Raw genomic sequence first — 22,418 nt, forward strand, 5'->3', positions numbered from 1 at the left:
AAATCCGAATGAGGAATGACGAATTTTGAGGCCTGTTTTTATTGTAAGATGCTGATTGTCAGTCTTGTGCGGGACGATTCGGCTTTGGGGTGATCTGCCGTCTTCCCTTCGACATTCGACATTCGTCATTCGTGCTTCCTCATTCCCTTGCCGGAGGCAGGGCTCCGTGCCATGCCTCGACGCTTCTCTTCCATGCCCGCTCGCTCCTCTTCCCCCCGTTTCCCTGCTCGTTCCCAGGCTTCACCGGACCTCGTCGTGCCACCCATGAGCGCCCAGTTGCGGACTTTGGATAACGGGCTCGAGGTCATTGTCCGTGAGGACCACCAGCATCCCCTAGTCAGCGTGCAGATCTGGGTGAAGGCAGGCAGCATCCATGAGGAGAAATGGACCGGCGCGGGCCTGGCCCACTGTGTGGAGCACATGCTTTTCAAGGGCACCACCCGCCGCACCGCCCAGGAGATCTCCGTCGGCATCCAGCAGCTCGGTGGTTATGTGAATGCCTACACCACCTTTAACCGCACCGTCTATTGGATCGATGGCCTCGCGGAGAACACTGAGGGCTACCTGGACATCCTCGCGGACATGGTGCGCCACTCGCGGTTTGATGCCGCTGAACTGGCAAAGGAGCAGGACGTGATCCGCCGTGAGATGGCCATGGGCAATGACGAGCCAGGCTCGCAGCTCCAGCATCTCGTGCAGCGCACCAGCTTCCGCACTCACCCGCTGCAGCACCCCATCATCGGTCACCGCGCCGTGTTTGACCAGGTGAAGCGTGACGACGTCTTCGGCTTCGTGCAGCGTCACTACGTGCCGAACAACTGCTTCGTCGTCATCGCCGGTGCCGTGGATGCAGAGGCCACCCTGGTTGCCGTGGAGCGCGTGCTTGGTGATTGGGAGCGCAAGCCCTACGAGCCTGTGATCCAGCCTCAGGAGGCGCGCCAGCTCGGCCAGCGCTTCGCGCACAAAGATTTCGCCACCGAGCTGAGCCACGTCGCCCTCGGCTGGCAGATCCCGGGAGACGGTCATGCGGACAAACCAGCGCTCGATGTGCTAGCCTTCTTGTTAGGCAGTGGCCGCAGCTCCCGGTTGAATCAGGAACTGCGTGAGAAGCGCGGCATCGCCCACAGCACCTGGGCCGGAGCCTGGGGCTCGCAGGAGTGCGGCGTCTTCAATACCGATGTCGAGTGTGATCCCGAGAACACCGCCATCTGCCAGAAGGCCATGCTGGAAGTCATCCGCGACATGAAGGCCAAAGGCCCGCGCAAAGACGAGCTGGCGAAAGCTCTGCGTGCCACCCTGGGCTATCAGCTGCGCAGCCTCGCCACCACCAAGGGGCAGGCCGCCATCCTCGGTCATGGCTGGCTCACCACCGGCAGCCTCGAGTATCCGCAGCAGTATCTCGGCAAGCTCAGCCGCCTCACCCCAGAGGACATCCGCAGCGCCGCGCAGAAGTATCTCTTGGATGAAACCTGCAGCGTCGTCAGTGTGGGATCTCATGTGCCGGAGAAGCAGGGTGCCCTGGCCGCCACCTCCACCTCGGATGACGTGCAGCGCTTCACGCTGAAGAACGGCCTCACCCTCCTCGTGCAGGAAAATCCACGTCTGCCGCTCATCTCCATCCGCGGCTCCTTCCTCGCCGGTGTGCCGGTGGAGACCCATGACAAGGCCGGTGTGACCCAGGTGTCCGCAAGCCTGCTGCTGAAGGGCACGAAGACACGCACGACCGCCCAGATCTCGGCGGAACTCGAAAACCGTGGCGGCGCGCTCATCTGCCAGTCAGACGCGCATCGCTACCTCGTCGGCGCGGATGTCATGCGGGGTGATGAGTCCACCGGTCTCGATTTGATCAGCGACCTGCTTCTGAATGCCACGCTTCCGGCAGATGGCCTGGAAAAAGTGCGCAAGCTGCAGCTCGCGCAGATCCAGGAGGAAAAGGAAGACCCGCTCACCGTCGCCATGCGTCGTGCCCGTGCGGAGATCTTCGCCGGCCAGCCCTTTGCCCGCACTGCGCTGGGCACTGAAACGACTGTCAAAGCCCTCACCGTGGCGGATTGCCGCGCCATGCTGCGCGAGTCGATCGTCGGCGAGAACGGCGTGCTGAGCATTGTCGGTGATGTGAAGGCTTCCGTTATCCGCAAGCAGGTCGAGTCCGCCTTCGCCAGGCTTCCACGAGGCAAACGCCGTGAGATCACACAGTTCCCTGCCACGAAGCGCAAGCCCGTGCAGCCGGTGATCCCGATGGAAAAAGAGCAGGCCATCCTCGTCATCGGCTTCCGCACCGTCGGCCTGCATAGCGAGGACGTGCTCGCGCTCACCCTCATCGATGAAGCCTGCAGCGACATGGGCAGCCGCCTCTTCAATCGCATCCGCGAGGAGCTCGGCCTGGCTTACTATGTCGGCGCGCAGCAGTTCGCCGCGCTCGGCGCCGGAGCCTTCTATTTCTATGTGGGCACCGACCCGAAGAAGGTCGATATGGCCCAACAAGAAATGCTTCGACTGATTGCCGACCTTGCCAAAAACGGCCTGACGAAAGCCGAGATCACCCGTGCCAAGACTGCCTGGCGTTCCCAGTGGCTGCGTGCCCAGCAGGGGAATGGCAGCATGGCGGACTCCTACGCCTGGAACGAGATCAACGGCCTCGGCTACGCCCACTTCCAGAGCCTGCCTGCCAAGATCGCCGCCGTGACCGACAAAGACATCAAGCGCGCCGCCAAAGCCTACCTCGATGTCGCCAGTGCCACCATCGTCCGCGTCATGCCGGAGCAGGCCGTGGCCGGATAAACAGCACCGAAGTCGCGAAGCGTCCCGGAGTGCGGTGGCAGAGAGGCAAGGAGCAATCCTTGCCTCGTCGACACCGCTCTCGTTCGCACCCAGCGTCACCTAACAAAGAACACGTTTTATGCGCGCAAGGCGGTGTCGTGCCCGATCTCTTCCCACGACGCTATCACCTCCTCATCAAAGGCAGCATCCATGCGAGATAGAAGGCGCCTAGCATAACAAGCAATGAGACCGCGAAGGGAAGTTCAAGTCGCTCTGTGGTGGGCTTGACGATATACATCCAACACGCCACCACGGTGTTGATCGCTAGGACCCAAGGAAAGAACCAAAGAACGGACAAAGCCACCAGACCCAGGGTTGCACTGACGCACACCGCCAGAAAGAGATAGACGGCAGGCAGTGCCATCAGGGCCAATGCCGGACGACTGGTGCGGAATGAGTTCATCCTATTCAAACGGATCTGGTTTTTGACGGAGCCACAGCAGAAACTGTCCAATTGAAAAGAGGAACGTCACGACGTTGATCAAGAAACTCGATCCCAGGTTCTTGTAATGCTTGCGTGAGGTGACGAGCGCCATGCCTGTTCCCAACGTGTTTAGAAACAGAATAAACGGGGTGATGATGAAGCTCATCACCAGCACGGCTTCGTGACGAACATCCAGGTCTGACACATGCAGCAAGTAAAACGAAAACAGGGCATAGGCCCACGGCAGGATGATAAATTCCTGGGTGTTTCTAGGATAACGAGCCTTGGACATGCGTTCGCTCTTGAATGAGACAACGGCAGGCGGACAAGCGTCAAGACTGAAGCGGCGCACCACCCTCGTGGATGCAAGGCTTCAACCCACACTTCTCCGCCGCCGCCAGGATGCCCCGGCGGATGCGCAGCAGGACGTGGAAGAACAGCCAGAGAAGAATCAATGGATAGCCAAGTCTCCACACAAGATCGATCAGCCAGTCCAGCGAATGCGGCAGAGTCATCGTGACAAGCATGAGCAGGCTGGCGATGAGCAGCATCACCACCAGGGGCAGCGAGACCGCCAGCCACAGCGGGGTGCGCACATGGTAGCTCGCGCGGGTCAGGCGCCGGTTCCCGCCGTGGTATTCGGTGACGGTCAGCAAGCCCAGCGTGAGATGCCTGGACTTCCGGTTCTCCAGGTCGAGCCGCTGCCAGCCATCCTGGGAGGGATTTTGGTGCAAAATAGGTTCGGCAGCCTTGAGGAGCTCCTCGCGCCCGACACCCTCGTCACTCCAAAAGCTGCATCCAGTCAGTGGTATGCTGATCATGCCTGTCAGCGATGGTTCAAAGACTTCCTTGAAGGTCGGATGACAGCTCGGGAAAGCCCCCAGCTTCATCATGCCGCGCAGCCGCGCCCACTCCCGCGTGACGGGCTGCCGCCAGCAGAGAGCCAGCAACGTCAGATCGTCTCTCCAGGACAGAGGATGTGGAGGTCTTGGGAGGGAAAAACGGTAGCAAAGCGTGGCGGCGAAGGTGAGGGCTAACAAAAAGTTAGCTAGAAACCACCAGCCTGCCAGGGCCGTGACAACGACAAGAGGAATCCACAGCACTCCGCTGAACCAGTCCAGCGAGCAGCGCCGGGAGTGCTGGTAGATGCCCTGGAAGAGACCATTGCCCAGCGGACCGTGAAAGATGCTGCCTTCCGCCAGATCCTCGGCAGGCGTGGAGTCGCCATAGATGGAGCCGCGCCAGCGGGCACCACCGCGCAGGCCGAATTTTTCCGGATGATCCTTCATCAGCAGCGCCTCGGCATGACCATAACCACGTTGCTGCCCGAAGTAGGCCTTGAGAGTCCTCCGCCGATGATGCCAGACCATGGCACCCGGTATGAAGCGGAGGTGTCCACCAGCTTCACGCAGTCGCCAGCAGACATCCACATCGTCACCGGCGGTGCGGTAGTGCTCGCGGAATCCATGGATGGCCTCCAGCGCGCTCTTGCGGATGGCCAGATTGCAGCCTGGCAGATGCTCCGCCTCGCTGTCATTCAGCATCACATGCGCCGGAGCACCAGGTGCTGCGGCCACCACGGCCTCCACATTGTTTCGCGGGGCCGGCGGGATGTTCGGGCCACCGCAAGCGACCCACTTGGGATCGTCAAACCCGGCTGCGATATAGCCCAGCCAGTCCTCATCCATGATGCAGTCGTCATCCGTGTAAGCGAGGATGCTTCCTCGAGCCGCCTTCATGCCTCGATTGCGCGCCACGCTCAGTCCCGCATGGTCCTGATGCACATAGCGCACGGCGACGAAAGGCCTCACAATCGAGTCAATGTCCTCCGTGGATCCATCATCGATCACCAGCACCTCGTAGTTCGGATGGCGCAGCCTCTGCAGTGACTCCAAGCAAGCCCGCAGAGTCGCACCACCATTGTAAGTGCAGACGATGACGGAGATCAGTTCGCGGTTCTCAGTTCGCTGTTCTCGGTTCTCCGTTCCCGGTTGGCTATCTTCCAACCGTGAACCGTGAACCGCGAACCGAGAGCTGGAAACCTGAAGCCGCGACTGTCTTCCCGCGTCGACGATCCCAAACCGCCACTCCGTCACATCCTGTCCACCGCGAAACCATTCATCCGTGTAGCTGAACCACACCGTGCCCGCCACCGCCGCACACCGGCACTCCTCTTCAAACCACGCAAAGGTCTCCGCCTGTGCAGCCGCGCCATGTGTGGCCGTGTCGAGCCCGAACTCGGTGATGACCAGCGGCTTGTTCCCCGCCAGATGATGCAGGCGCTGAAGGTAGCGGGCGAAGTTCTCCCGGTCCTCCAGATACACATTCATCGCCAGGAAGTCAGCGTTTCTCGGGATGAGATACTCCGTGCTCGGATAGGTGGCGTAACTGAATAGTTGGTTCGGCGCGCATTCACGGCCGGCATCGATCAGTTTCTCCAGAAAGTGCTGCACCTTGCTGGGGCCCATCCACCGCACGAGCGTCTTCTCGATCTCATTGCCGACGAGGAAAGCCGCCACGGCGGGGTGATCACGCAGCCGTGTGGCCACAAAGCGCACATCTTCCAGGATGGTCTCCTGCTGCGACTTGCTGCGCAGGAAGTCCACATGATCCGTCCAGGCGATGCCCACGATGAGCCGCAGTCCCAGTTTCAGCGCTTCCGTCAAAATCACTTCTGAAGGCGGCGTGTAGATGCGGACCGTATCAAACCCCATCTGACGGATCTGCGCCAGATCCGTGGCGATCCGTGCATCCTCGGGAAACTCCTCCCCGCGCGAGTTGGGTCGAAAGGGGCCATAGCTCACTCCGCGGAGAAAGACCTTCTCACCTTCAGCCCCGAGCCGGAAAAACTTCCCTGCGGTCACAAGCGCACCTGCCTGACCAGCCAGGGCAGGGGAGGGGGCTGTGGAGACAGACACAGAGGACATGCGGGAGAACCAGACATGCCCCAGAGCATTTTAGGACGCAAGAGTTGAGAAGCGCCCCTCGGGTGAATGACGAAACCAGAATGACGAATGACGAAGGCCGGGAAGTCACACCCATGGAGGTGAGATCCCGGCCTTCATAAGACATTTAAATCAACTCAGCTCACCGGCACGTTGTAGGCATTGCCACTCAGAGTCTGGCCGCCGTTTTGCTGCACGGTGTCCGCGCCCGTGCCTGAATCGAAGATGCTGCTGAAGTTTCTGAAGATGTTCGTGTTTGTGGCGGACGGAGCGCCATTGCCGGTGCCGAAGATGAACTGGTCATCCCCCGTGCCGCTCAGGATCTTCACGGCGGAGTTCCAGCGGTTCACGCCGCTATATTCAGGCCCTGCGAGGTTGTCGAACTTCAGGACATCGTTTCCATCACCCGTGGTCACATTCACGGCATTGTTGAAGGTGGAATCATCGATCGTCAGCGTGGAGACACCCTTGCCCAGGGCACTGGTGAAGGTGCCAAACACGGTCGCGTCACGCACCGTCAGGAAATCAGTCTCGGCCGTGGCGCTTAGGGACTGCACGCTCACGGCACTCCTCACCACGGCTTGCGCGAGAACCAGCCGGTTCAGTCCTGCGCCCAGTTTGGCGGTCACTCCACCCGTCAGATAGGTGCTGCCAGCATCACCTTGAGCATTCACGCCTACATACACCTGATCCTGGCCCTTGCCGCCGGTGTAGATGATGGAGCTAAGCTGGCCGTTGGTGCCATGGAGCATCACCTGATTGTCTCCGTCTCCAGCAGCGATGGTCAGGCTCTGCCCGACGAGAAGATCCACACCCCCGAAGTCGATGGAGTCATTCCCCGCTCCTCCGGTGTAGGACAGAGCTCCGGCCACACGTACATCCCCGCCGGAGTTGTTGAAAAAGTTCGTGCCCGCCCCCAGGTTCATGAGAATGGAGCCGAGGACGTTCAGCTCTCCGGTCATGCTCACACTGTCATTGCCAGTGAGGCCGGTGACGCTGAGATTGCCGCCGATCGTGACATCGGCATTGCCAAAGTTCACACCATTGGCACCTGCACCCAGGCTGGCGATCATGCCGCCGCGAATGTCCACATCCACATTCGCGCCGAAGTCGAGCTGATCATTGCGCGTGCCGCCGAGGTAGCTGAAAATACTGCCGATTTTCAAGGTGCTGCCTGTGGTTATGTTGAAGAGATTGTCTTCCAGCGTGTTCGCCTTCACATCGACGGTGAAGCTGGTGCTGGTGGTCAGCGCCGCATTGCTGCCAAACTGCACATCCAGGCCAGCCTTGCCGCCCTTCAGCAGCACCGAGTTGGCATTGACGGAGGCATCCTGGGCCAGCGCAAACGAGTTTGTCCCGTCCTTCATGTCGATGGTGAAGGCCCCTGACACATTGACCTCGGTGAACACAATCACTGAGTCGGAACCGCCACCGGTGGTGATGCTCAGGGGGCCGCCGATCATAATGTCTTCGGGGTTGATGACGCCCAGCGCCACGGTGTTGTTCCCGGTTCCCAGGCTGATGCTCATGCCCTGTTCCACCCGCAGGCCACCATCCAGGTAAAGCAGGGAACCACCCGTGCCGGCTGCCTTGATTTCCAACTTGCCGCCAGAAACGTCCAGGTCGCCAGTGAAGAGGCCGCCGCCGCTGCCGAGATCCACGGTCAGCCCCTTGGTGAAAGTCTGGGTGCCAAAAGGACCGATGGTGATGTCCCCCCCACCCAGGCCTGCGGACAAGAGCGTCTTGTTGGCGAAGGTGGCCGTGCCTTCAAACTGGAGGGAGTCATAGCCATCTCCGAGGTCAAATTTGGTTAGGCCATTGAAGACCGGGTTGAGCTCATCATGGATGCTCACGTTATCCACACCCTTGCCGCCGAGGACTTCAAAAAGGCCTTCCAGGATCACCAGTTCCGCGCCGGGGGCGGCCGTGGACGTCATGACGAGCTTGTCGTTTCCGTCACCCAGATTGATCTTCGTGGTCAGGGTGACCGGCATGTTGTTGATCTCGAAGCCCGCCGCGACGCCGTTCAGACTGAAGGCGGTGTCTCCGTTGGTGCTGGTGAACTTCCACGTGTCACCCGCTGTGTGGGTCATGATGAAGTCGTCATTCCCGGCACTCCCACTGATGATCATGCTGTTCGTCACCGCATTGTAGACGACGGAGACGACACCTGCGGGTGCGATCTTGGGCTCCAGAGACTCCAGCACGCTCACGAAGGGGGGTGGGTTTTTCATAGGGTGGATCAGGCTGCCGCCCATGCCCCCGGTAAACAAGACAACCTTAAGTCCATTTCAAATTCCTTACATTCAACCTTTCCGGATGGCCGGGTTTTCAAACCACCGCCAGCCGCCGTAAATCACGGTAAACGACCGTAATCCGCTCCCCATCGGCTCCGGCCCTTGATTTCTGTGACAGTCTCGCCAATCTCGCGGCCCCTTCTCCTCATGATCGACTCCTACAAGGTTCTCAGCGGCAGCTCGCACCCCGAACTGGCCAAACTCATCTGCCAGAATCTCGGCATCAGTCTCTGCGCTGCCGAGCTCACCACCTTTCCGGACGGGGAGACCTTTGTTCAGATCCAGGAAAACATCCGCGGCCGTGACATCTTCATCGTCCAGCCCACCTGTCCGCCGACGAACCAGAACCTGATGGAGCTCCTCATCATGGTGGATGCCGTCCGCCGTGCCAGCGCCGCCCGCATCACGGCCGTGCTGCCCTTCTTTGGTTATGCCCGTCAGGACCGCAAGGACCGCCCCCGTGTGCCCATCACCGCGAAGCTCGTGGCAAACCTCCTCGTGGCCTCCGGTGTGAACCGCGTGCTCACCATGGACCTGCATGCCGGCCAGATTCAGGGCTTCTTTGACATCCCGGTGGACCATCTCTACGCCGGTCCCGTGCTCATCAAGGCCATCAAGGAGCGGAACATCCAGGACCTCGTCGTCGTCTCTCCAGACGTGGGCGGCATCAAGATGACCCACGCCTATGCCAAGGCTCTGAAGGCACCCATGGCCATCGTCGCCAAAAACCGCGTCAGCGCTGATGAAGTGGAAGCTCTGAATGTGATCGGTGACGTGGCAGGCAAAAACGTCCTCCTCGTGGACGACCTCACCGAAACCGCCGGCACCCTCACCGCGGCCTCTGAGCTGCTCCGCAAGCACGGCGCCAAAAACATCTATGCCGGCGTCTCTCACGGCGTCCTCGGTGAAAAGGGCCGCTCCCGCATCGCCAAGTCCTCCATCATTGAGCTCTTCGCCACGAACTCCGTGCCCCAGGCCCACGGTGAAAAGGTCACCGCCCTCGATATCGCCCCGCTGCTGGCCCAGGCCATCCAGCGCATCCATAAAGATGAATCCGTGACCTCTCTTTTTGATATTTAGTAGCGCTGTTAACAACTCTTTGACATCCCCGATCCGGCGTGTAGTCTCGCGCCCCCTTTCCCCCACCCCTAACTGTTCACTAGAACTTAAGCACCATGGCCAAGATCCTCGACCTCGTCGCCCAACCTCGCAGCATTTCCGGCACTGCGGCAGTCAAACGTCTCCGCAAGACTGGCAGCACCCCTGCAGTGGTTTATGGCCGCAAAGTGGCTCCCGCGAACGTGCAGGTGGACACCAAGACCTTCACGAAGATCCTTCAGGGCAGCTCCTCGGACAACATCCTGGTCAGCCTGAAGCTGGACAACGGCGAGCAGCTCGCCCTCGTGCAGGAAGTGCAGCATGACCACCTCAAGGGCGGCATCACCCACATCGACTTCCACGCCATCGCTTTCGACGAAGAGATCCACGCTGAAGTGCCGGTCGAAGTCGTCGGTGAGGCTCCTGGCCTGAAGTTCGGCGGTCTGGTGGAAGCCATCCATCACGAGATCGAAGTTCGCTGCCTTCCGAAAGACCTTCCAGAGCGCATCTCCATTGACGTGTCCGCTCTTGAGCTCGGCAAAGCCATCCACGTGGGTGAGATCAAGTTCCCTGAAGGCGTCCGTCCTTCCCTCGCCGGTGACGTCGTCGTCGTCATGTGCGTGGAGCCCAAGGTTGAGGCCGAGCCTGAGCCTGCCGCCGCCGCTGCTGCTGCCAAGGCCGCTCCTGCTGCCAAAGCCGCTGCTCCTGCCGCTGCCGCCGCCAAGGCTCCTGCCAAGAAGTAACCCTTCTGATCCCTGCCGCCTGCGGTGCCTGCTGATGCTCCATCCATGTCAGACGCAGGCGGCGTGATCCCGAAACTCATCGTCGGCCTCGGAAACCCCGGACTCGAATACCGCGACACCCGTCATAACATCGGATTCATGGTCGTGGACGAACTGGCTCGCCGATTTGGAGTTTCCTTCACCGAGGAAAAGCGCTGGCATGGCCTCGTGGCCAAGATCGCCGGTGCCTGGCTCCTGAAGCCGCAGACTTATATGAATGACTCTGGCCGCAGCGCTCGCGCTGTCGGCCAGTTTTATAAAGTCACTCCTGCTGAGACTCTCGCCGTCTATGATGACGTCGACCTGCCCCTGGGCCGCGTACGCATGCGCCTCGCCGGATCCGCAGGCGGGCACAATGGCATCAAGTCCATGATCGCCAGCCTCGGCACGGACGCTTTTCCACGCTTAAAGTTAGGCATCGCCGCTGAGTCCGGACGTCCGGCAGGCGACCGCCTCGTCGGCCATGTGCTCGGCAAATTTCGTGAGGAGGAGCTGCCCACGCTCAATCTCATCGTCCAGACCGCCGCGGATGCCCTCATCAATGCCTTGCAAACCGGCCTTGATGCAGCCATGAACCGCTTCAACCGCACCCTTTCTCTCTAAAAGAACCCCAGAACCAGTAAGCAAGCACCATGAAACGCAACTACCAGGCCCTCATCGTCCTCGACCTCAAAGGCAAGGAAGAATCCGTCGACACCCTCATCTCCAACATCGGCAAAGATTTTGAGAAGGCCGGCGCCAAGCTCGAGCAGATCGACCAGCTCGGCAAACGTAACTTCCCTTACAGCCCTCGCCACGTCACCAGCGGCTTCTTCGTGAAGTATCACGTCTCCGCAGACAACGCCACGCTGGACGCCGTCCGCGGCAAGCTGAAGCTGAACGACAGCGTCTACCAGCAGTACTACCAGCGCGCCTGAGTCCGGGCCCGCGGTTGAACGCCGTTTTTATTTTCAGACCTCACCACGCTCTTTGTTGGGCCTGGTGAGGTCTTTTTTTTGCAGAGTGATGGCTATTTTGGAGTGTTTTTGGTTAGGCTCACCTTGCTGCGGATCTCATTGGTGTCCTCCAATGCCGGCAAGGGTAGAAAAATTAGGGTAGAAAGATTTCAGAAAATATTTCTACCTTAATATTTCTACATTTAAGAACGGATGCTCGACCGCATCAAACTCCGTTCTGACGTCGAGACCTTCTTGAAATCACCCCCAAGCGGGACGATGGACCTTTCCCGCCATTCCCGGCGCTCCTTTCCCACCCATGGCCACGATCAAAGTCCGCAAACTGAAGTCCTTTCCTGCTGAAATCAGCGTCCCCGGAGACAAAAGCATCAGCCACCGCGCGGCCATGTTTGCCGGCATGGCGGACGGCACCACCATCGTGGAAGGTTTCCTGCCCAGTGAGGACTGCCTCTGCACGGTGAAGGCCATGGAGGCCATGGGCGCTGTGGTGGAGCCTCTCGAAGAGCTCGAAGGCGTCGGCCTCGTGAAGATGGCCATCACCGGCCACGGCCCGAAACTCAAGGCCCCGGCAGGCCCCATTGATTGCGGAAATTCCGGCACCACCATCCGTCTGCTCTCCGGCATCCTCGCCGGTCAGGATTTTACCGCTGAAATGGGCGGAGACGCTTCCCTCTCGAAGCGCCCGATGAAGCGCGTGGCGGATCCGCTGGTGCTCATGGGCGCCAAGGTGGAAGGGCAGGGGGAAAAGATCTGCGCCCCGCTGCACATCACGGGCGGCCAGCTCCAGCCCATCACCTACACCCTGCCCATGGCCAGCGCCCAGGTGAAGAGCGCCGTGCTCCTCGCGGGCATGTTTGCCCCCGGCAAGACCACCGTCATCGAGCCCGTCGTCACGCGCAATCATACCGAGCGCATCATGAGCCACTTCGGCGTCAAATGGCTGCGTGATGGCAATGCCATCTCCGTCTACGGCGGCCAGACCCCGAAGGCCAAGGACCTCGTCGTCCCAGGAGACATCTCCAGCGCCGCCTTCTGGATGGTCGCCGCCGCCGCCAGCCCGGGGCAGCAGATCACCCTGAAGAACGTGGGCCTGAACCCCACCCGCACCGGTGTCATCACCGTGCTCCTGCGCATGGGCGCGCACATCAACAGCTCTGAAACCGACAGCGAGGGCGAGCCTCGCGGCAACGTCATCATCAAAGGCGGCGATCTCAATGGCACTGTCATTGGCGGCCTCGAGATTCCGAACGTCATCGATGAACTCCCCATCCTCGCCGTGGCCGGAGCCCTGGCCCGTGGGAACACCCTCATCAAGGATGCCCGTGAGCTGCGCGTGAAGGAGACGGACCGCATCGCCGCCGTGGCTGAAAACCTGCGCCGCATGGGTGTCACCGTCATCGAGTATGAAGACGGCATGGAGATCATCGGCGGAGCCAAGCTCCATGGTGCCACCATCACCACCTATCACGATCACCGCATCGCGATGGCCTTCGCCATCGCCGGCATGTTCGCCGAGGGCGAGACCACCATCGAAGGCAGCGAGTGCATCAACACCAGCTACCCAGGCTTCGAGCACGACCTGAACCTCTTCCTTCGCGGAGACAACGGCGCCGCCCCCATCCCTGTCCTCACCCGCGTCCCACGTCCCGTGGCTGGCAGACTGCGTGAGGGCTGATGGATGCAGGCTCATGAGCGGCTTTAAGGCCGTTGTTACAGGATGAACAAGATGACAGGATTCAAACCAAGGTTTGAATCCTGAAATCCTGCCATCTTGTTCATCCTGTCGAAAAAGCCCGCTCCATTCCCCCGAGCCTCAGCGCTGCTTCTAATCTCGAGCACCCACTTTTCAGGTTGGACAATCTTCGAAGGGGCAGTTAAGTGGATCCTATCCCGGCGAGCGCACCAGCATGGCATCGCCTGGTTGCAGGAATTTTTGTCGACAGCGTTCTGGAGACCGAGGTGCGAGAGCTTGAACCCCTTGACCTGGTTCGATTCGTCGCTCTCCCAACCAGGGCGATGGTCTTGCCGATGATGACTCTGTCTCCCTCGGTGATAAGACCCCGTTTCTGAGCATAGGCGAGACCGATCTGCGCGGCAGTTTGCACCAGCGGCCTGTTGCAGGATGACTCAGGGTGGATGCCGCGAGAGCGGCGACAGCTAGGATGGATTTGAGTTTCATAGGTGCCTTGGCGGCACCTCACTGGTCATGTCAATCTGGGAACGTCCCACGATTGGTATTCACTCAGCACTGAAGTTTCGTTCGTGCTTGAAACGTTTTCCAGTCTTGACCCATTTTTCCTTTTTCATATTTTGTTTGCGCTATGATCTCTAAAAACAACCTTCTCAACGTCCTAGGTCTGATCACCGCCCTTGCGGTCTCAACCTGTTTTCAGAACGCTGCGGCTCAACCCTTTTGGGGTCATACCCTTCCCGGCCAAAACGGCGTTTCCGCCTCGCCGTCTTCCGGCACCAGTTACAGCGGGAGCTCATCCACGAGTTACAGCCAGTCGAATGCAAGCATCCGCGCCAATATGCAGCAGTCAAACCAGGGTTGGATGAAGGCAAGCCAGAACGCTGGTAAGGCATTTAACAACTTTGGTTCTAGTGGCAGTAGCGGAAATAACAGCGGTGGTGCTCCTAGCTATAGCGGAGGAGGTAGAAGCGGAGGCTACAGCGGAACGGGCGGAAATTACAGCAACGGAACGGTGAGTGGTGGGACTGGATCAAGTGATACTGCGGGCGGCACTTACGGAGGCGCAGCGCCATCCGTTTTCAGCGGAACGCCGCTCAGTGCTGAAGCACTCAAAGCAGCACGCGAAAAAGCTGCGGATTTGAAGCGCGAAGCTGATAAAGCCGCTTCTGAGGAGTTACAAGAGCTCCAAGAAGAAGAGGATGAGTATTGGAAGCGGGCTCAGAACCGGATCTGGCTCGCCAATCCTGAAACCAAGGACCCTTGGGGCAAATTGACGCAAAAGATCCGGGAATGGGAAAAGAACTATGTCCCAGGCCAGTCCCAGGAGGATCGTCCAATGGTTTTGGACACAGGTGAAATTGTGACCATCGGTGAGCGCAAGCAGCGCGACAGGGACGCGCTGGAAAAGAAATTTAAACCCTGAGCCATCCGGCCTGAATCCTCATATTTACAGAACTGCTTTCATCATGCTTTTCTCATTCCGCCCCCTCTTAATACTGACCGCCTGTTTCCTGATGGGGTGTGCCACCTCCGGGGGCGGTGGAGACCAGCATAAGCTAACCTACAAGGATAGTGAACAGGTTATCGTTTTTAAGGGTAGCAGCACCGACCCCCGTGTCCCCGAAATGAAACGCGTCCTGCTTGAGTTAGAGCAGGCCCGGTTGGAAGCCCGTCAAATCAGCACACAGGCCACGTCCGTCGAATCAAATGCGGCCGCAGCAGCCACCGCCCGCATCAAAGCTGTTTATGATCCCAACAATTCCAACCCTCGCTACGACCCGGGTAGTCAAGCTGTGGTAAGCCCGTCGGTCCGTGCCAAGGCGGCCGCGAAAGAGGCGCGCTGGAAAAAGATCTTGGCGGATGTGGATGCTCAGTGCCAGCGGGTTGCTAGCGTTCTCCGGCAACACGGCATCGATTCTCTGCGAGGCCTAACTTACATGCCAGAAATGCTTCCTATCGGTCGGCCTCCTCGGACAGCCAGCGAACAGAGAGCACAGGTTACCAACAGTTCCGCGCTGTGCTATTGACATTCTAAGGCAGGGCCCCTTCAAGAGCTTCCTGATCAGCGTTGCCGCGGCCGAGGACGGTGCCTTGCATCTGGCCGAGGACCCTGCTGGTGGTCTCCGCCTCGGTGGCCACACACTCTTCCACACCGGCGGTATCGGCTTTGTGCCTGGCGCGGACGGACTGGATGTCCGACCACCAGCTGGTGAGCCAGTGGCTGGTGCGGAGGCTGGCTCCAATCTCCTCTGGATACTCCATTCTCTCGAGATCCACCGGGGGCTGCTGGAAGGTGGCCCCGTGCAGGAGGTGAGGACGGCAGCGACCAGGGCCGCGAGGGAGTAGAGGCGGTTGCGTATGCTCATGGCAACCGTGGTCAGGTGTCAATGGCACTTGCCTTCAGCGAATCGGTAAGACAGGTTTCGTCCATGCCGCCACCTTCTACCCAGTTCGAATAACCATGAGCGATTTGTCCAAAAGCCGCCCCCCTCTTTCGACCGGGCTTCCTCCACTCATTCAAGTTTGCTTATATGCCGGTGCTTTATTGGGCCTTGGCGCTGGGTGTTGGATCTTCCGCGACAAACCCGACCTTGCTCTCGAACCCCTGGTTTGGCTCTCTCCCGCTCCTGGCGCTTTGATCGGAGGAATTATCGGAATGATCCTTTATTTCAGGGGAACAAAATCAGAACCGGACATCCCGACCACACCATCTGAAACTCAGTCAACGCCCTGTCCCGACTGCAAAGGACGGGGACAATTGTTCACTACAAACGAGACCTCACGTGGAAGCCTAATTTGTCCTCGCTGTAATGGTAGTGGAAAAACCGCAGCAACCTCCTCGGATAAGACAACGACCCAGCCACAACCCTTTTATTCAGAATTCAGGAAGATTTTCCCAGAAGGTCCGGAAGGAGACAAACTTTATGAAAGCTTTCGAGGGAAGAATCCAAACGACAACAATGCCTAACCATGCGCTGTAGCGGACTGCTTTTGGCGGCTGTAGTCTTCCGCCAAGTTCACGCTTGCCTCGCCCATTGCAGTCGCTGAGCTTGCGCCGTTAGGGCTTGAGCGCGGCCGTCATGAGGAGAATGTTGATATTTATAGGTCCCTTGGTGGCACCTTCGGCAGCCTGTCAAATCACTAGCTCGCAACAAGCGTTTGCCCTTCAAGAATCTGTTTTACAGATGAAGAGATAGGATCAGTCAAATGGAGGATGCTGGTCTGATTAGCGAGTGTGAGGCTCAGTATCTTCTTCTTGGGCTCCCACTTGGCTTGCACGATGTGGTCAATGTTGATGAAAACGGAATGTCCGGATTGATCGAATTGAATGAACTTCATAGGGTGGCCGCACATCGTGTTTAGCTCTCGTGTCTTGTCAAGAATCTGGTAAAGTCCCGTATGTCGATTGGTCTTGAGCGCCCCAAGTTTCGTCATTGGGATAACTCAAAAAGAGGAATGTTTGGCCGGTGTTGCCTGGAAAAGGGTGACAATGGAGTTGGGCCCGCTCATGGGTATGCCCAAGACTGATGTTGAAGACGCAAGCGGTCGCATACTTACTGGCTACATCCATGGAGAACATGCTCTCACTCTTTCCCTCAGCCGTGCGTTATTGAGAAGGATAGCCGAACTGGAGGCCAAGGTTTCTCAGCTTCAGCAGGAGAAATGAGTCCCTCCGGCGTCAGGTGGTATCGACGCCTGCACCCACCTATCGACCTTCAGGAGGAAATTCATTCACGCCGTCATCTCCACAGCCATCTTCACCAGGAGCTCGTCACGTCATCAGTTCAATGGGGAAGCGGCACAACTCTGGCTGCCGCTATTTGGTTCTGGACGGCCGTGCGGAGCAACAGATGGAATCGCATGTAAGGTATGCGCAGGTTGAACCGTGAACAACGCCCACTTCCTCGCATTTAGAGCTGCACAAGCAATTACGCAGTATGAGCTTGAACATCCTCATCCCGGTCGTCCACGGTTTGAGTTAGGCGACGTAGTATACCTCTTCCCTGGTATTGCGGGTGGCCAAGATTTGGAAGGAATGTCGGCTTGGCATATGCCTGGCCCTACGGTGACAGAGCGGGCGTCTATTTGGTCTTCGATACGGAACAGGACCTTTTGTATGTGGGAAAGGCTTCAATGGGACAGACGATGGGCAGGAGGCTGTATTGCCATTTTGGAGGCGGGGATCTATGCATCTTTAATGTTCTCGGGGGGGGGCAATTCTTCCTCGATATGTCGTAACGATAGCGGTCCCAGCCGACTCTTCATTTGAAGCGCCTGCATCGGAGGAGTTTCTAATTCGGACCGTGTCGCCCAAGCTGAATATATGTGGCATGTGAAACATGCCATGATCCTCTGAAGGCACTGTTAGTGGCGCTTGGCTTGTTCGCTGCTGGCCATGTCGCTGCAGAGGAGGTTGTATGCGTCGTGACCTGGAATCTTGAATGGTACCCAGGAAAAAAGCCAGGTGCGACACAAGCTGAACGTGATGCTCATGTGGCCGAGGTTTCCGCGGTTCTGCCTCAGTTTCGTGCAGATGTCATTATTCTTCAGGAAGTCCGGAACGCTAATGCTGCGGAACGTTTGGCTAGACTGCTTCCAGGTTTCTCTGTCCATGTCACCAGCCGTTTCAAGGACAGCTTCAACGGTGCAAAAGGAGAACAGCAGATAGCCATTCTTTCCCGATTCCTAGCTGGGTTCCATGTCTACCTGCCCAAGTGGAGACAGATTGACCTCGGCTGAGCGAAGGACAGTTAGCTTGATACCTTCTTCACCAAGAGTGTCATTCACCCCAGCAATTTCCTTTGCCTGTCTGGCTAGCCGACACTCGTCCAAACCGTTCGCAATCTTCAGGTCTTTGGTATGATCTGTGATGCTGATGTAAGTGTAGCCTCGCTTTGCTCCTTGTCTGGCCATGTCGAGGATCGTGCCCGAACCGTCGCTCCACTGGGTATGCATCTGGAGGTCGCCTCGGACCATTTTGACCCATGTAGGATGTTTAGAAAGCACGTCTGCTGCCTGCGCATGTGTGAGGAATTCCGCATGTGGTGTCCCTGACATCTCCAATTTTGGTGGCGTTTTAAGCCAGTCTGCCACCACGCCGGCCAGATAGGGACCGATAGAATCAAGCTGGGTCATATCTCCAGGACTCTTGACCAACGTCGAGGCTTCCACCGGCCATCTCAAGGCACTTCTGGCCGCACGTCTGAACGCTCGAGCAAGATGGCCGGTTTCCTCGTCAGCTCTTTGGCTCAGCAATCTGGAGATGTCTGAGTTTGTTAGCTTCGACGGTCTTCCCATAGCACTGAAGCGCCTATTTCTTCCTATCGCCTTTGTCGCCTTGGCCTTTCCCCGCATCCGTTTTGGAATGCTGCTGTTGATCCTGTGCGAGTGATCGACCGACATCGTCGCTTTCCTTGAACTGGCCCTGATCATCACGGCGGACGAAGCGCTTGTCTCCTGGATGTGGCTCAATGAGCTCACGTTTGCTGTCGGATTTGTTAGTGCTCATACTCTTGGAATCGAGTTCCACACGTTGTTTGGATGGAAAGATCTACCTTTTAGCCTCCCAGACTGGAGCTTTAAGATGGCATCACGCAGGTAGCCGGTGTCTTTCATTCCCGCCTTATGCTGCTGTATTTGAGGGAAAAATGACAAAAGCAAACGTGAAATCGCCCCGCAACCGATTGTGAGAGCATCGTGGGGCCGCACCGGCCGTCACGTGCACGAACTGTGACCATGAAAGGAGAGGTCCAAAAACTCAAGCCACCAACACCGCTTCAAGGCAGCGGTGGATTCGTTCGTGTGCGTGGTGCGCGCGAACATAATCTAAAAAGCGTGGATGTTGATGTGCCCCGCGATGCCCTCGTGGTTTTTACGGGCGTCTCAGGGTCTGGCAAATCCTCACTGGCTTTTGGCACACTCTACGCGGAAGCACAGCGCCGTTACCTGGAGTCCGTGGCACCCTACGCTCGACGGCTCTTTCACCAAATGAACGCGCCCCAGGTGGATGAGATTGATGGCCTGCCTCCCGCTGTGGCTTTGCAACAGCAACGAAGTTCACCCACCACCCGCTCTTCAGTTGGCAGCGTGACCACCCTGTCGAATCTGTTGCGCATGCTTTATTCCCGGGCTGGCGATTACCCTTTCGGTCAACCTCTGCTCTACGCTGAATCCTTTTCACCCAACACGCCGGAAGGTGCATGCCCGAAATGCCACGGTCTTGGTCGTGTATATGAAGCCACCGAGCAATCGATGGTGCCGGATGATTCGCTGACCATTCGCGAACGTGCCATTGCCGCGTGGCCTCCGGCATGGCACGGCCAGAACCTTCGCGACATCATCACCACTCTTGGCTATGACATAGACAAGCCCTGGAGAGACCTGTCCAGAAAGGAGCGAAATTGGCTTCTGTTCACTGAAGAGCAACCCACGGTGCCGGTATACGCCGGCTGGGATCACGAAACCATCGCCAAAGCGATCAAACGCAAGGAACCGCCCAGTTATATGGGCACCTTCACCGGTGCGAGACGCTACGTCATGGAGACTTTTGCCAAGACGGAAAGCGCCTCCATGAAAAAGCGTGTCGCTCGCTACATGATCAGCAGTGATTGCCCTGTATGCGACGGCAAGCGACTGCGCAAAGAATCTCTATCTGTGAAATTCGCCGGCCTGGATATCGCGGAGATCTCAAACGTACCTCTAAAACTTTTGGCGGCCGTGATCCAGCCTTATGCCGACGGGACAGTGAAAGGATGGAATACTCTGGCTGAATCTCATCCGGAGAAGGCAGTGGTAACCCAACGAATTGCCCAGGATGTCGCGGCGAGGGTGGAAGTCATGCTGGATCTTGGACTGGGATATCTGGCGCTGAATCGCAGCACACCCACGCTTTCGCCGGGTGAACTGCAACGGCTGCGATTGGCGACTCAGGTACGATCCAATTTGTTCGGTGTCGTTTACGTCCTTGATGAGCCTTCCGCCGGTCTGCATCCTGCCGATACCGAGGCGCTGCTGACTGTGCTTCACAAACTCAAGGCGGCTGGGAACTCTCTGTTTGTTGTCGAACACGAACTCGATGTCATTCGCAATGCCGACTGGATCATTGATGTCGGTCCAGCTGCGGGCGAAAAAGGAGGAGAGATTGTTTACAGCGGGCCGCTCGCGGGCCTTGAGCATGTGGCCGCTTCCGAAACTAGACGGCATATTTTTCATGTCTCGACTTCGAGCTGCAGAACGCCGCATGAGCCTCGGGGGTGGTTGCGACTTGAAGGAGTCACACGCAATAATCTGAATCAACTCAACGCTGAGTTTCCTTTGGGGGTTTTCACGACAGTCACCGGTGTTTCCGGTTCAGGCAAATCCAGTCTGGTAAGCCAAGCTTTGGTAGAATTAGTCGCCGAATATCTCGGCCATGAAGTGCCCGTTGATGAAGAGGAAGGAGAAGCACTGGAACGCACTGCTTCAGCCCCCACGGGCGGCGAGATCGTCAGTGGCATGGAAACTGTGAAGCGCCTGGTAAGAGTGGATCAGAAAGCTATTGGCCGCACACCACGATCCAACCTCGCTACCTACACCGGTCTGTTTGATCATGTGCGTGGCCTCTTTGCCGAAACTAAAACTGCGAAGGCGCGTGGTTATGATGCTGGCCGGTTTTCCTTCAATGTGGCCAAAGGTCGTTGTGAGAACTGTAGGGGCGAGGGCTTTGTCTTTGTGGAGTTGCTCTTCCTGCCCAGCGTTTACACCCCATGCCCCACATGCCACGGGGCCCGATACAACGCCAAGACCCTGGAGATTCAATATCGCGGCAAAAACATTGCCGAAGTACTCGGTCTCACCGTAGAGGCTGCATGGCACTTCTTCATGGACGATCCACAGCTTTCACGTTCCCTCGACGTGCTGCGTCAAGTGGGTCTTGGATACTTGCGATTAGGCCAGCCTGCCACCGAACTTTCCGGCGGTGAAGCACAGCGCATCAAACTCGCCACGGAACTTCAGCGCATTGTACGAGGCACCACTCTCTACATTCTGGATGAGCCCACCACCGGGTTGCACCCTTCCGATGTCGAAAAGCTCATGACCCAGCTTCAGGGCCTCGTGGAGGCAGGCAACACGGTCATCGTCGTAGAGCACGACATGCAGGTCGCAGCCGCCTCGGATTGGGTTATCGACATGGGGCCCGGCGCAGGCGATGAGGGCGGACGCATCGTTTATGCAGGCCGCCCTTCGCAAATTAGGGAGGCGCAAGATAGCCGGACGAAACCATATCTCATGGAAGCACACAAGCCCATGGCAGTCATCTGAAGTATTGAAGAACTCACTCCCACCACCGTTGAATCGCTGCGTGCGTGTCGGCACATTTATTGACGTGATATATTGACGGCGTCGGAGTTGTTCAGCAGTATCATGGTTGCGTATGTTCGATGAGCGCACTCATTCTCGCCTCTGCCAGCCTCTTGCGCAGCTCGCGGTGAACGGGGTCTATGTCGGCACCTCCTCATGGAAGTATCCGGGCTAGTGTGGGCAAGTCGACGAGGCTGCGAGATACAACACTCGTGGCAAGTTTTCGGAGGCCAAATTCGAGCGTGAGTGCCTGGCTGAATATGCAGACATATTTCCAACTGTCTGTGTCGATGCTGGCTATTATAAGTTCCCTTCACCCCAGTATGTTGACTCCCTTTGTCAGCAGGTCCCTCAGTCTTTCCGGTTTGGATTTAAGGTCACCGATACAATCACTCTGAAGAACTACACCAACCTTCCTCGGTTTGGTTCTTTAGCAGGAAAGCCCAATGAGCATTTCCTGAATGCCGAGCTGTTCAAAACAGCTTTTCTGTCATCCTTCGACAAGCAGCAGGCAAAGGTTGGAGTGTTCATATTCGAGTTCTCCCACTTCTACCCCAAAGACTTCAACCATGGCCGGGAGTTTGTCGAAATGCTCGATCAGTTCTTTGGCCAACTACCCAGGGGCTACAGCTACGCGGTTGAGATCAGGAACAAGAGCCTCCTACAGCCGGAATACTTCTCCATGCTGGCTTCACATGGCGTGGCTCATTTGTTCAACTCATGGACGAAGATGCCGGAGATGGGAGAACAGATGGCGATGCCTGGATCGTTCACGGCCGACTTTTCCGTGGCTAGGCTGCTCTTAAGGCCAGGCAGAACGTATGAAGAGGCTGTCAGTTCCTTTTCGCCCTACACCGCCCTCCAGGATCCAAATGCCGGGGTGCGTGAAGCTGCGAAGCGCCTGATTGAAAAGGTCAAAGGCACAGACAAGCCATCATTCGTTTTCGTGAACATGAACGATCCTTCTTGGCACCACTACCAAACCATTGGCTTCCCAATGTCGGACCAAAGCTGTCAGCCACCTTGAAATCAGCTGGCCTGACCTTCATACGTGAGGTTGCCG

Annotated in this window: 19 protein-coding genes; 12 read left to right on the forward strand and 7 right to left on the reverse strand. The window is 57.9% G+C overall.

Going from position 1 to position 22,418, the window contains the following annotated elements; genetic code table 11:
• Positions 1 to 192 precede the first annotated feature (192 nt).
• Entirely contained in the window at positions 193 to 2,781 is a 2,589-nt protein-coding gene (locus BGE01nite_RS15650) for a M16 family metallopeptidase (protein WP_170266815.1), read from the forward strand.
• Positions 2,782 to 2,944: 163 nt separating this feature from the next.
• Here BGE01nite_RS15650 and BGE01nite_RS15655 read toward each other — a convergent pair whose 3' ends face one another.
• From BGE01nite_RS15655 to BGE01nite_RS15670, 4 genes are all read right to left on the reverse strand, one after another.
• Positions 2,945 to 3,223, reverse strand: coding sequence for a hypothetical protein (locus BGE01nite_RS15655; RefSeq protein WP_146851425.1), 279 nt, complete (start codon positions 3,221 to 3,223; stop codon positions 2,945 to 2,947).
• 1 nt (position 3,224) lies between these two features.
• The gene (locus BGE01nite_RS15660) at positions 3,225 to 3,536 is read right to left on the reverse strand and encodes a hypothetical protein (RefSeq protein ID WP_146851426.1); all 312 of its coding nucleotides are present in this window, start codon (positions 3,534 to 3,536) and stop codon (positions 3,225 to 3,227) included.
• Between the two features lie 40 nt (positions 3,537 to 3,576).
• Positions 3,577 to 6,171, reverse strand: coding sequence for a glycosyltransferase (locus BGE01nite_RS15665; protein WP_146851427.1), 2,595 nt, complete (start codon positions 6,169 to 6,171; stop codon positions 3,577 to 3,579).
• A 155-nt stretch (positions 6,172 to 6,326) separates the two neighbouring features.
• The gene (locus BGE01nite_RS15670; protein ID WP_146851428.1) at positions 6,327 to 8,423 is read right to left on the reverse strand and encodes a beta strand repeat-containing protein; all 2,097 of its coding nucleotides are present in this window, start codon (positions 8,421 to 8,423) and stop codon (positions 6,327 to 6,329) included.
• Positions 8,424 to 8,633: 210 nt separating this feature from the next.
• On the opposite strand from BGE01nite_RS15670, the gene BGE01nite_RS15675 reads away from it, so the two are divergent.
• From BGE01nite_RS15675 to BGE01nite_RS15705, 7 genes are all read left to right on the forward strand, one after another.
• Positions 8,634 to 9,566, forward strand: a complete 933-nt coding sequence (locus BGE01nite_RS15675) for a ribose-phosphate diphosphokinase (RefSeq protein WP_146851429.1) — start codon at positions 8,634 to 8,636, stop codon at positions 9,564 to 9,566.
• A 95-nt stretch (positions 9,567 to 9,661) separates the two neighbouring features.
• Positions 9,662 to 10,327 (forward strand): 50S ribosomal protein L25, encoded by a 666-nt coding sequence (locus BGE01nite_RS15680; RefSeq protein WP_146851430.1) that lies wholly within the window; start codon positions 9,662 to 9,664, stop codon positions 10,325 to 10,327.
• A gap of 45 nt (positions 10,328 to 10,372) precedes the next feature.
• On the forward strand, positions 10,373 to 10,969 hold the full coding sequence (gene pth / locus BGE01nite_RS15685) for an aminoacyl-tRNA hydrolase (protein WP_146851431.1): 597 nt from the start codon (positions 10,373 to 10,375) through the stop codon (positions 10,967 to 10,969).
• Between the two features lie 29 nt (positions 10,970 to 10,998).
• Positions 10,999 to 11,283 carry a 30S ribosomal protein S6 gene (locus BGE01nite_RS15690; RefSeq protein ID WP_146851432.1) on the forward strand — a complete coding sequence of 95 codons (285 nt, stop codon included), beginning with the start codon at positions 10,999 to 11,001 and terminating at the stop codon, positions 11,281 to 11,283.
• Between the two features lie 337 nt (positions 11,284 to 11,620).
• Positions 11,621 to 12,997: a 3-phosphoshikimate 1-carboxyvinyltransferase gene (gene aroA / locus BGE01nite_RS15695; RefSeq protein WP_146851433.1), complete on the forward strand. Its 1,377-nt coding sequence runs from the start codon at positions 11,621 to 11,623 to the stop codon at positions 12,995 to 12,997.
• 646 nt (positions 12,998 to 13,643) lie between these two features.
• Complete coding sequence (locus BGE01nite_RS15700; RefSeq protein ID WP_146851434.1) at positions 13,644 to 14,438, forward strand: hypothetical protein; 795 nt, start codon at positions 13,644 to 13,646, stop codon at positions 14,436 to 14,438.
• 202 nt (positions 14,439 to 14,640) lie between these two features.
• On the forward strand, positions 14,641 to 15,042 hold the full coding sequence (locus BGE01nite_RS15705) for a hypothetical protein (protein WP_146851435.1): 402 nt from the start codon (positions 14,641 to 14,643) through the stop codon (positions 15,040 to 15,042).
• Positions 15,043 to 15,046: 4 nt separating this feature from the next.
• Here BGE01nite_RS15705 and BGE01nite_RS15710 read toward each other — a convergent pair whose 3' ends face one another.
• Complete coding sequence (locus tag BGE01nite_RS15710) at positions 15,047 to 15,277, reverse strand: hypothetical protein (RefSeq protein WP_170266816.1); 231 nt, start codon at positions 15,275 to 15,277, stop codon at positions 15,047 to 15,049.
• A gap of 2,163 nt (positions 15,278 to 17,440) precedes the next feature.
• Between BGE01nite_RS15710 and BGE01nite_RS15715 the strand changes: the two genes are divergently transcribed.
• Positions 17,441 to 17,755: an endonuclease/exonuclease/phosphatase family protein gene (locus BGE01nite_RS15715; RefSeq protein ID WP_246145734.1), complete on the forward strand. Its 315-nt coding sequence runs from the start codon at positions 17,441 to 17,443 to the stop codon at positions 17,753 to 17,755.
• Here the strand turns inward: BGE01nite_RS15715 and BGE01nite_RS15720 are convergent.
• Positions 17,702 to 18,151, reverse strand: coding sequence for a PHP domain-containing protein (locus tag BGE01nite_RS15720; RefSeq protein ID WP_146851437.1), 450 nt, complete (start codon positions 18,149 to 18,151; stop codon positions 17,702 to 17,704). The two genes, BGE01nite_RS15715 and BGE01nite_RS15720, sit on opposite strands and share 54 nt — an antisense overlap.
• A gap of 13 nt (positions 18,152 to 18,164) precedes the next feature.
• On the opposite strand from BGE01nite_RS15720, the gene BGE01nite_RS29015 reads away from it, so the two are divergent.
• The gene (locus BGE01nite_RS29015) at positions 18,165 to 18,407 is read left to right on the forward strand and encodes a hypothetical protein (protein ID WP_170266813.1); all 243 of its coding nucleotides are present in this window, start codon (positions 18,165 to 18,167) and stop codon (positions 18,405 to 18,407) included.
• Here the strand turns inward: BGE01nite_RS29015 and BGE01nite_RS29815 are convergent.
• Positions 18,327 to 18,524 carry a hypothetical protein gene (locus BGE01nite_RS29815; RefSeq protein ID WP_146851438.1) on the reverse strand — a complete coding sequence of 66 codons (198 nt, stop codon included), beginning with the start codon at positions 18,522 to 18,524 and terminating at the stop codon, positions 18,327 to 18,329. The genes BGE01nite_RS29015 and BGE01nite_RS29815 overlap by 81 nt on opposite strands.
• A gap of 227 nt (positions 18,525 to 18,751) precedes the next feature.
• Here BGE01nite_RS29815 and BGE01nite_RS15730 point away from each other — a divergent pair, with 227 nt between their 5' ends.
• On the forward strand, positions 18,752 to 21,316 hold the full coding sequence (locus BGE01nite_RS15730) for an excinuclease ABC subunit UvrA (RefSeq protein ID WP_146851439.1): 2,565 nt from the start codon (positions 18,752 to 18,754) through the stop codon (positions 21,314 to 21,316).
• A gap of 289 nt (positions 21,317 to 21,605) precedes the next feature.
• Positions 21,606 to 22,382, forward strand: coding sequence for a DUF72 domain-containing protein (locus BGE01nite_RS15735; RefSeq protein ID WP_146851440.1), 777 nt, complete (start codon positions 21,606 to 21,608; stop codon positions 22,380 to 22,382).
• Positions 22,383 to 22,418: the final 36 nt, after the last annotated feature.

The sequence above is a fragment of the Prosthecobacter gellanilyticus genome (assembly GCF_007992435.1).
In the GTDB taxonomy this organism is placed as follows: domain Bacteria; phylum Verrucomicrobiota; class Verrucomicrobiia; order Verrucomicrobiales; family Verrucomicrobiaceae; genus Prosthecobacter; species Prosthecobacter gellanilyticus.